The sequence below is a fragment of the Desulfogranum japonicum DSM 18378 genome (genome assembly GCF_000429945.1).
Lineage (GTDB): Bacteria > Desulfobacterota > Desulfobulbia > Desulfobulbales > Desulfobulbaceae > Desulfogranum > Desulfogranum japonicum.
The window spans coordinates 1-8,664 of the sequence record NZ_AUCV01000076.1 but is presented as its reverse complement, the minus strand read 5'-3'; the positions used below and the strand labels follow the sequence as shown (position 1 = coordinate 8,664).

The following is an 8,664-nucleotide window of genomic DNA, read 5'->3' as shown; positions in this document are numbered from 1 at the left end:
ATGCGGAGATTGGCCGTCTCATCGGAACAGAGTCTAGACGGGAAGCTCTTTGTGCAGTTTGTCGCTCTTGTCTATTTATCATATATTACAAGAAAAATGCAGGAGAACAACCTATTCAAGGACTATACGATGCAGGAAGTTTTGGATGAATTTGATACCATTGAATGCTTTGAGGTACCGGGGCAGCAACTCCAAGTGGGAGAAACAACAAAGAGACAGTTGGAGCTTTACAACAAATTAGGTGTCACTACGCCTGCCTCGTTACAATAAACCGGGAATTCAGGCTGTAATGAAAAATATAAGCGTTTATTTTTCTCAACATCAACCGCATAATCTATATTCCCATAATATCTATAGAAAAATTTCATTTTTCCATGTGCATAATCGCGGTGCTGATCAGTGCTGTGGGCAGCGCAAGTAAGCGTAGCTTGATTATGATGTTCACGGTGTCTGGTCAAGATCCTGGTTCTGGCGTGAAGCGCCGGGGTCAAGAGCTTGATGAAGTCAGCCCCGCGATTCATGGCGACGACGTCGCCATAGACGCAAAATACACCGGTTTATTCGGTGTATTTTCTGATTAGAATTAAGTATTGAGTCCCCGGAATTAACCGGAATTCAATTTTTATAAAAATATTTCCGGTTCTTTCCTGTCAAGGCAGTTTTGTTGTAATGCCTGGATAGCTGCTTGAAAATTTGGTTCGTTCATTTGCCTTGCTTCTTCCTGACAAATTTTCACACATGCAAAGCATATAAGGCATTTCCATCTATCTGTTTGAGTGACGTCATCAAAAGAAATTGCTCCGGTGGGACATACTTCGGCACATTGTCCACACTGTGTACATCTAGACGCGTCTGTTTCCGGAGTCAGAGCCACGACCGATCGAGCTTTTTTTATCATATTCAAATTCACAGGTTCGACATAGGGAAACTGGCCTGGGATTGCAATGTTAGTTGTATGCCCCGATGATTCAAGGCTTTGCAGTTTATCTCGAATCGCGGCGCCAAACTCCTGCGCTTTGCGGATATCACTTTCATCGGGACGATTTGGAGCAATCGGATACCTTTTCGAAGAATACGAATGCTCGGCAACAAAGGCCCCTGCGGCTACTGGAATACAATCAGCACCTACTGCAAGATCATGGAGTTCCGTGAGGGCATCTTCAAAAGCTCTATTACCATAAACTACCACAAGTACAACAGAATTCTGAGCCGCTTTAAGTGAGTTAAGGTATGGCAAAATTTCTTCTGGCACGCGGCCGTAATACACTGGAGTTGCGAGAATAACAATATCGTCTTTTCCTATCAAAAATTGACCTTTGCGTTGCGATCTTTTTGTTATATCAACAATTTCCATAAATTCAGGGTGAATACCCTTAGCAATGTTTTCTGCAATAGTCTTTGTTGTTCCAGTTGGAGAGAAGCAGACACAACGAACTGATTTGATTTTCATGTAATGTCTCCATGTTGTAATATTGTACGATCTCAATCAAACATCATAACACACATATTCATGCGTGCAGGGGTTGCCTTCAGTTATCAGCATGGTCCCCTCAGACGGGAGCATTATAAACGACCCCAGCGTCTCGGCTTGTAATCCCGGCAGCACAGACGGATCCGGGTGGCGGCAGATCGAGTTGGGGTACCCTTGGTGGTCCGCCAGTGCCTGACCAAGAGCCTGGGGTGTAAGTCTTCCGGCCAGTCCAGCGGCCAATTCATTGATGCGTGCGGTTCGAGCCGGGCTGTCTGGGAATATCATCTGGCAGCCGTCCACTACCTGAAAGCGTGATGTTTTGTAGTTATTGGCGTGGGTAAGGAAACCGTCATGGGGCTGGAGGACCTCGTAGTCGTCCAGGGTACCCTCAACACACAAAAGGTTGGCTTTTGCGTCTGCCAAGGTAACGGCAACTATACCCCGGCATGCCTGTTCCAGCAACTGACGGGCTTTGGTTATGTCTGTTTGCCGCATGGCTCGGGGCAGATAAGCCCCCATGGAAATTTTTGATTTCAGGTTTGGCTGTATGGCCGAAACACCGTTGAGACAACAGGCCAGGCCTGCAGAATTAAGAGTGTATTCATCCAAGCCCAGCAAAGGCAGTACCAATTGTCGCAGACCGTCACTGCGCTTGATATGCAAAAGAGCAATTGGCGTGCCTTTGAACCAGTCAATGTTCTGGCCAATGATGGATTGACCGTCAGGAGTCGCCAGCCCGGTACCGGCCAGGGTGGTGCACATGGCCGCCAGGCCGGTGTTCACAAAAAGCAGCTCCAGGCCGCATCGTGTCGCCCACGCCTCCTCCAGGCTCATGGCGGCACCCTGGGCCTGGCCGCGGACAAAGTGTTCTAGTTCAGGGTCGAATTGTTTGGCTGCTGGCCACAGCTTCATGGCATATGACAGGGCTTCCGCTCGTGAGGTCTTGTGTACCTCGTTAACCACGGTTAGTATCCGGTTCAAGCCCTGGTGCATGTTTTCGGCAATGGCTTTCCCCCAGCCTCGGCCCACTTCGGCTGGTGTACCAGCCAACTCAATCAACGACATCTTTACATTGTTTTTCATATACGCATTCCCCCAAACAGGCTCCGCCCAATTCGCTATAGCGGCCATTTCAACCATCTGCAGGAATTGTCTTCTGTTGACATTGTACTAGGAGAACATTGTGTTTATCCTTGATTTAATGTCTATATTTTCTGCCGATCCATACCCTTTTCCTTGGATATTGTGCCAAAACAGGTTACATACATACTGTATGTACGTCAAGGAGGATTTTATGAAAGAAACGAAACAACCTGATATCGAGACCGGGAACAAGCAGGATGAGCGTAGCCGACGCACCAGTAGCCGTATTCTTACTGAAGCACGACGCTTATTTGCAGAATACGGCTTTACAGGGGTGTCTGCCGAGCAAATTGTAGCAACCGCAGGTGTTACCCGTGGAGCGCTATATCATCATTTTGATGGAAAAAAAGGGCTGTTCCGCGCGGTACTGAATCAGGTGCAAACAGAGATCGAAGAGCGTGTAAAAAACGCTGTGGCTCAGGTCCAGGACCCTATGGAGATGCTCATTGCAGGAAACAATGAGTTTTTAGCCGCTTGTCTCGACCCCGGTTTGCAGCGTATCTTGCTTACCGAAGGACCGGCAGTGCTGGGCTGGGAAGAATGGCGGGCGGTTGATGAGGATCATGTTCAGGGGAAATACCGCGCTTTTTTAGCAAAGCTCATGGATAACGGTGTACTTCGCCCCTTCCCCGTTGATGCCTTGGCACATATCATATCAGGCGCTGCCAATGAGGCGGCATTCTGGGCAGCTCGGGCAGAGGATCCTGAAACGGCCCTGGCCCAGGCTCAAAGCACCATGGCCGAGATGATCCGCGCTTTGAGGAGTGAATGAGGCACGGTGCGCGAACAGATGGGGTTGCAATAATAAGTAGCGTACCACATTTTACTTTATTGGCATTTGTGCTTAATCGCGGTGCTGACCAGCGCCTTGGACAGTGCAAGCAAGCGGAACTTGATTATGATGTTCACGGTGTCTGGTCAAGCACCTTGTGTACGCACGGCATGGGCGTGATCTAAGAAAAAAACACTTAAAGGGGAAGAATTTGTGTATCTTCTGTTGAAACATGTCTTGCCCGGCGGATTCAGGAGGGTGCGCGACTATGGCTTTCTCCATGGGAACGCGAAAAAGATTCGCCTGTTGGTTCAACTTATCCTGCATGTCATTATCAGGCCGCGCCCGCCACGGCCACGACCGGTGTTTGCATGCCCGCATTGCAACAGACCGATGCGCATCCTGAGATTCAGAAATGATTACCGTCAACCTGGCTAAATGGTAATCGAGGCACCGCTTCACAGCCAACAATAGCAGGGAGGCTTCCATTGATTATGGACATCGTGTTTTTTTAACGCCTGACCAGGCGAATGGATTTTTGCGCCCTACGTTCAGCGCTGCTGTCCTGGCAGTGCAATCTGAACATACCTGAAAAATATAAATTTCCTTAAAGAGACGGGTTTGTCCAACCACGGATAAGATTGTGGTTCGTTCGTTCCTCACTCACACAATCTATCCTTATTCGTTAACCATTGTTTTTATGCAGGTACCTGAGAACACTACCCATTACCATATTTATTGATGAATAGTGCTCCTCTGGAGCAGATAAAATTTCTGCCTCAGATTGGATGTATTTCCCCTCAACTAGTTCGCCTCTGCAATTCTTTACAATTGCTTGTGCTAAATGAGGTGTAGTTTCTAAATGGAACTGCAACCCTATAACATTATTGCCAACTTGAAATGCTTGGTTTTCGCAACCTTTGCTCTTTGCAATTTGAACTGCGTCTTTTGGCAAGTTGAAAGTTTCACCATGCCAATGGAAAACCTTCATTTTTTTAGGAAACCGAAACACAGAAGCACTTTCCGATTCAACCGCTTCAACAGAGAACCATCCAATTTCCTTTTCTGAATTTGAGAAAACCTTACCGCCCAGTGCATTGGCAATGAGTTGGGCACCCAAACAGATACCGAGAACAGGTTTCCCAGCTTCAATAGTCCTTCTAATAAATTTCTTCTCTGTTACGAGCCAAGGGTGTTCCGCTTCATCGTTAACGCTCATTGGACCACCCATGACAACGAGCAGATCTAATTCTTCGACATCGGGGAGAACTCCCGCATTGAAAAATTGAGTGCTTGATATTTCATACCCAGTATTTTGCAGCCAGGGTGCAATACTTCCCAAGCCTTCAAATGGTACATGCTGTAAATAATGTGCTCGCACTTCGAATACTCCTTTTTATGGCTAATCTCGGTGCTGACCAGCGCCGTGGGCAGCAAGTGAATTACCCCGAAACTGATTTAATATTTATAAGTTTTGATTCAACTTTGATTTTGGCCAAAAGCATAGCCTTTTACAGTCCCTCTTGAGCGCTGTGTTATAAGCCTAATTTCATCGCAATTTCTGGATGACCTGTGTGCTCATCAATTTGTTCGTAAACAATAGTAAAACCATGTTTTTTATAAAATTCGATACTATCAATGTTACCTTTGTAAACACATAGATTCAAGACTTGGTATTTGCTTTTTACATGTTCTATTAACTTTGAACCAATGCCGTTACCTTGTTTTAAAGGTGATACAAATATTGCGGCAAGATTATTTTGGTAAATAGATAGAAAACCAAGAATATCTCCACGTTCCTCATAAACATAACTTTCGGAAGCTGGTAGATATATTTCTCGCATATCATTGACTTTGGATTGCCAATATTCAGCTGGCATAAAACTGTGCGCTTTAATAGATGCCGTAAGCCAAATATTTAAAACGCCTTCCAAGTCTGACTGGTAAAAACTACGAATCATATTGTTTTATTCTCATAATCTCGGTGCCGACCAGCGCCGTGGGCAGCGCAAGCAAGCGGAGCTTGGTTGTGTTGTGTTAACGGTGTTTGGTCAAGCACCTTGTTCTGGCACGAAGCGACAGGACGAGGTGTTTGACGGATTCATGGCGACGACGTCGCAATGAACGTGAAGTTAAGCGGCAGCTACCACAAACTGAGATTTCCAGCAACCGTGTACTCGGGACGGATTGCTTCCCAGGTAAGGGTAGATGTTCGTCTTGAACGCTTTGCTATGGCTTTATATTTTCTTTTTAATTTCATTTACAAACGATTCATAGTTACCTTCAATGACTGATGCTTTTGGGAAAACATGCGCTTGAATTGAGTTTATGAAAACGTATGTATTTTCTTTATCTTGAACTATTTTTTCAATGGAATTCCAATTTTGTTTTGTTTCGTTAACAGCTGTCTTTTCGAGCAATCCATCTTCCTCTATTGTGTATTCATGTTCACCGTAGATACCTTTATTTTTACCCTCCGAATATAGTTTCTTGATCTCCTTTCTGTATTTTCTTTTATGATACCCAGGGTATAGGAAATAGAAGGGCAAGCTTATTAGGATAAAAACAACAATGATTCCTCCTGCAAGTGGGCTTGCACCCATGATTAATTGGTTTTTAAAAAGAGCTTTTTTTATAGTATCAGAATTTTCAAAAAAATAGTCATTAAAATCATAAACATCTTGGGGCTTTATGTTAACCTTGAGGTTCATTTTTAATTCCTGGCCATAACGGTTAGCTTAATCAGTCGGGAGGATTAAGCCAATAACGTTTGTTAATGTTAATAATTTTTATTAAAAAATACTCCTAAAACCGTGGAGCGTAAGCCCGACCTGTTTCAAGCTTTTGTTAGCTTTTCTGCCTGTAAGGATCAAAAAAAGAATTGATATTAAGTCCAAAATCACAAATTACTTTAATTGGGTATACACTATCTACTCCAAGTATATTCTTCAATAAGGCTTCCTCATCTTCTGTAATTTCTGGAGAGGATTGATTCAAGCTATATTCTTCTGAATTATATCTGAAACAAAAAGCCTGAACACCTGAATACGAAGTTACTAAAACATAACCAGTTACTTCGTGTATATCAGCGATTAAGAAGTTAGATTTGTAATAAGAAAATTGAAAAGGAGAACAACTATCATATTTCAATACAGGAAAAACGTATTCGTCTGAATAATCAACTGATTCAAGTCTGTTTACAATATGATCTCGATCAAATCCCATCTCTACCAACTTATCAATATCATCGGGGCTATAATATTGTGCCCAGACTGGATGTTTAGTAAGTAGTGAAAAAATTTCAGAATCTTTTTCAAGTGTAAATTTCATACAATTATTGGAAAGCATCGAGGTAGAACGGCCAGTTACCCGACCGTCCCCTCGCAGATCCCTGCGTGCGGTTTTCCCGCACAGGGCTCCTCAATAGTATTCGCTTCGTACAGAAGCAGTTTAGCTTCCTTTGCTATCCCCCGCAGTGAGGTTTGCATATGTTTATCAGCCTGTCTTATCTGCATATGTTTCCTTATGCGGGCTACATACTACTGTCATTCCCTTCCCCATGTGATCGGCCCTACCGTCTCGGAGTACTATGGAATGATCTGACTCCCTTTTACCCATCAGATGCTCTTCTTGTGGTTGATACATCTTACCTCCGTTTTGAGAGGAGATAAAAGGGCCTCCCAGGTAAGCGTAGACTCCGGGTTCCTGACACTTCTCTCATTACATGCCACGCTCTAGGACCCCGGCAGTCGCTCCAGAATCTTGCCATAACGATTCCCTTGTTCTGGCTTCCGATACGTTAAAATCGTCGCCAACTGCATTTTACTCTGACGAGGGTGAATTGCTTGAGGGAGGTACGTCTCCCCTGCGGCCTGCAATGTTCCCTGTGTACGCTTCACGACTGTTATTCGCCAGATGGCTCCGCGAGTCGCACAACACTCGGTACGGGCTGCTGGCTAGGCTTTGCCCGACAGGGACTTCCTGCTTTACAGCAGGGCACCCTGCAAGAAGCGCCAAGCTGCGCCTGGCGCACTAACAGCGCCGGTCATAGGCGCAGCTTGTCTGCGTCCTGTGCACTGGCTGGTTATAAATTATTCGGTTGGGTGTGTTCCAACACTTCTTTTTGATGTAAAATTAGGATACTTTCCATTAAATTCTGACTTAAGGCTATTTATTTCTTCATGATACTCAGGATGATTCTCATAAAGCCATGGCAAAAAATACAAAGATTTTTCAACACATAATGGAGCATTATCCATGTGCTCTTTAATTATTTTCAAAACTTTTCCGTAACCTAATCCTTCAATTACTGACTCTATCCACCATTCAACACTACTTGCATCTCCATAAACTAAACCACGGCGTAATATTACATCTAAAAAAATTGGTTTTAGCTGGCCTTTTTTGACAAGCGGTAAGGCCTTACCTGCATTGATATTCATTACCCGCCAAATGAATTCAAATTTTGGCACATCTTCTTGTGCTCTCAACCACTTAAGAACATCTCGTTCTGTTTTTGAGTCTCTTTTAGAATTTGCAAAGTCATTTGGATTCATAGGTCGATTTATAACGTGCGCTTCAGGCGCGGCGTTTAGCCGTCGCCTGGAAGCGATTGTTCTGTTTTAAATAAGTTGTTTAATTTTTTCTGAAATACAATAATAAACATAAAAAACGAACTGAAATAGGCACCAAAATATATTATCATGGGCAGCCAAAATTCCAATGTTACAACATTATTCGTTTTTTTAATGTAGATATTAGATAATATCTGATGCGACAATACAACCATCATTATTATAAGAACGAACTTTATTCCATTCGGTTTTTTCCAATGCCAAACAGTTAAAGGAAAAGCTATTATACCAAAAATAAAAGATGCCATCATGTAACCTGTCGGAACTGGAGTATAAAAATAGCTACCCACAGATACAATTATTCCAAGCAATAAGAACCAATGAGCTTTATTTGGTTCCTCGCTGTTTCCTGTGGGTAATGCTTGCTTAGCCACCGCCTATCGTGGTATCCCGTTTTCATTATGAGAGATATAGAACTTTTCCAAATGGCCCTTGGTTTAACTCCACCTTGGCAGGTGTCCTCCTCAGAGCTCGACCTGGATAAGAAACGAGTAGATATTTATATCAGCTTTCAACGAGGAAGCACGTTTACCTGCCCTAAATGCGGTGAACAACACGAGCTGAAAGCTTATGACACCAAGGAGTTCACCTGGCGTCACCTGAATTTTTTTCAGCATGAAGCATATTTAACAGCAAAGGTTCCG

10 protein-coding genes and 2 pseudogenes are annotated in these 8,664 nt (G+C 43.9%); 4 read left to right on the top strand and 8 right to left on the bottom strand.

Annotated elements, in window-relative coordinates; all coding sequences use genetic code 11:
- Positions 1–270 (top strand): annotated as a pseudogene (locus G493_RS0121690) (IS1634 family transposase); the annotation flags it as partial.
- A gap of 352 nt (positions 271–622) precedes the next feature.
- On the opposite strand, the gene G493_RS0121680 reads toward G493_RS0121690, so the two are convergent.
- A complete protein-coding gene (locus tag G493_RS0121680) occupies positions 623–1,450 on the bottom strand; it encodes an EFR1 family ferrodoxin (RefSeq protein ID WP_028582059.1) in 828 nt (275 codons plus the stop codon).
- 36 nt (positions 1,451–1,486) lie between these two features.
- Positions 1,487–2,554: a C45 family autoproteolytic acyltransferase/hydolase gene (locus G493_RS0121675; RefSeq protein ID WP_161629870.1), complete on the bottom strand. Its 1,068-nt coding sequence runs from the start codon at positions 2,552–2,554 to the stop codon at positions 1,487–1,489.
- Positions 2,555–2,765: 211 nt separating this feature from the next.
- Between G493_RS0121675 and G493_RS0121670 the strand changes: the two genes are divergently transcribed.
- Together G493_RS0121670 and G493_RS34915 are read left to right on the top strand one after the other, a co-directional pair.
- Positions 2,766–3,386, top strand: a complete 621-nt coding sequence (locus G493_RS0121670; protein WP_051309772.1) for a TetR/AcrR family transcriptional regulator — start codon at positions 2,766–2,768, stop codon at positions 3,384–3,386.
- Positions 3,387–3,575: 189 nt separating this feature from the next.
- Positions 3,576–3,824: pseudogene (locus G493_RS34915) on the top strand (transposase); the annotation flags it as partial.
- Between the two features lie 247 nt (positions 3,825–4,071).
- Here G493_RS34915 and G493_RS0121660 read toward each other — a convergent pair.
- The 6 genes from G493_RS0121660 to G493_RS0121630 all read right to left on the bottom strand — a co-directional run bounded on the left by G493_RS0121660 (position 4,072) and on the right by G493_RS0121630 (position 8,394).
- Positions 4,072–4,767: a type 1 glutamine amidotransferase gene (locus G493_RS0121660; RefSeq protein ID WP_028582055.1), complete on the bottom strand. Its 696-nt coding sequence runs from the start codon at positions 4,765–4,767 to the stop codon at positions 4,072–4,074.
- A gap of 154 nt (positions 4,768–4,921) precedes the next feature.
- Entirely contained in the window at positions 4,922–5,347 is a 426-nt protein-coding gene (locus tag G493_RS0121655; protein ID WP_028582054.1) for an N-acetyltransferase, read from the bottom strand.
- 276 nt (positions 5,348–5,623) lie between these two features.
- The gene (locus tag G493_RS0121650) at positions 5,624–6,097 is read right to left on the bottom strand and encodes a YcxB family protein (RefSeq protein ID WP_028582053.1); all 474 of its coding nucleotides are present in this window, start codon (positions 6,095–6,097) and stop codon (positions 5,624–5,626) included.
- Between the two features lie 136 nt (positions 6,098–6,233).
- On the bottom strand, positions 6,234–6,716 hold the full coding sequence (locus G493_RS0121645; protein ID WP_153306628.1) for a UBA domain-containing protein: 483 nt from the start codon (positions 6,714–6,716) through the stop codon (positions 6,234–6,236).
- Between the two features lie 761 nt (positions 6,717–7,477).
- On the bottom strand, positions 7,478–7,942 hold the full coding sequence (locus G493_RS0121635) for a hypothetical protein (RefSeq protein ID WP_028582051.1): 465 nt from the start codon (positions 7,940–7,942) through the stop codon (positions 7,478–7,480).
- Positions 7,943–7,977: 35 nt separating this feature from the next.
- A complete protein-coding gene (locus G493_RS0121630) occupies positions 7,978–8,394 on the bottom strand; it encodes a PrgI family protein (RefSeq protein ID WP_028582050.1) in 417 nt (138 codons plus the stop codon).
- Positions 8,395–8,421: 27 nt separating this feature from the next.
- On the opposite strand from G493_RS0121630, the gene G493_RS30675 reads away from it, so the two are divergent.
- A partial coding sequence (locus G493_RS30675; RefSeq protein ID WP_161629869.1) for a transposase family protein occupies positions 8,422–8,664 on the top strand: 243 nt, incomplete at its 3' end.